The sequence below is a fragment of the Vibrio sp. 2134-1 genome, from assembly GCF_033339495.1.
Window position 1 is genome coordinate 1 of sequence record NZ_JAWOUS010000755.1, and the last position, 570, is coordinate 570.

2 pseudogenes are annotated in these 570 nt (G+C 40.7%); both read left to right on the forward strand.

Annotated features, from left to right (window positions below):
* A pseudogene (locus R7R78_RS28350) lies at positions 1-154 on the forward strand (IS630 family transposase); the annotation flags it as partial.
* Positions 150-236 (forward strand): annotated as a pseudogene (locus R7R78_RS30075) (IS3 family transposase); the annotation flags it as partial. The pseudogenes R7R78_RS28350 and R7R78_RS30075, both read left to right, overlap by 5 nt.
* Between the last annotated feature and the right edge of the window lie 334 nt (positions 237-570).

Sequence of the window (570 nt, forward strand, 5' to 3'; positions counted from 1 at the left end):
GCATGCGAGGAACAATATTTACTTCTCCTCGAAGGCTGAATTTACAACGGCTATTAATGAATTTTTCAATGTAACGTTGCCAGAAGTTGCAGGCTCACTGGTATCCCGAATTACGGATAATTTTCAGATTTTGAAACCTGCATCTTCAAGTTGAGCGAGTATATAATCGGACGAGAAGGCACAGTGCTCTTGGGTATCTAAGCCCAGTTAACTTTGAACAGCAAAATGTCGCTTAATGAAGTGTCCAGTCTGGCTGGAGCAGATCCTCCCTCAGCACGGTTCTGGATAAAAAGCATCAAAAGTTGCTTAACTTAGAGTCCAGTATTGATCAGCACCACAAAACCTATTCATTCGACTCCTGCGGCGCGAGCCGCTCATAATCAGCACTGCTTTCGCAGTGCATCAATCGATGTTTAATTCATAGTCAACAAACCATCTTTACCCTTTATAGAGGGTAGTCTGTCGTTTACCCCCGATAAGGGGTAAGACCGTTCCTTTTCAAGGATTTCGTTTTTCTTTTTATATATAAATGAAGTCAAAAGTAAATACTTTATGTTACTTAAGTTATTG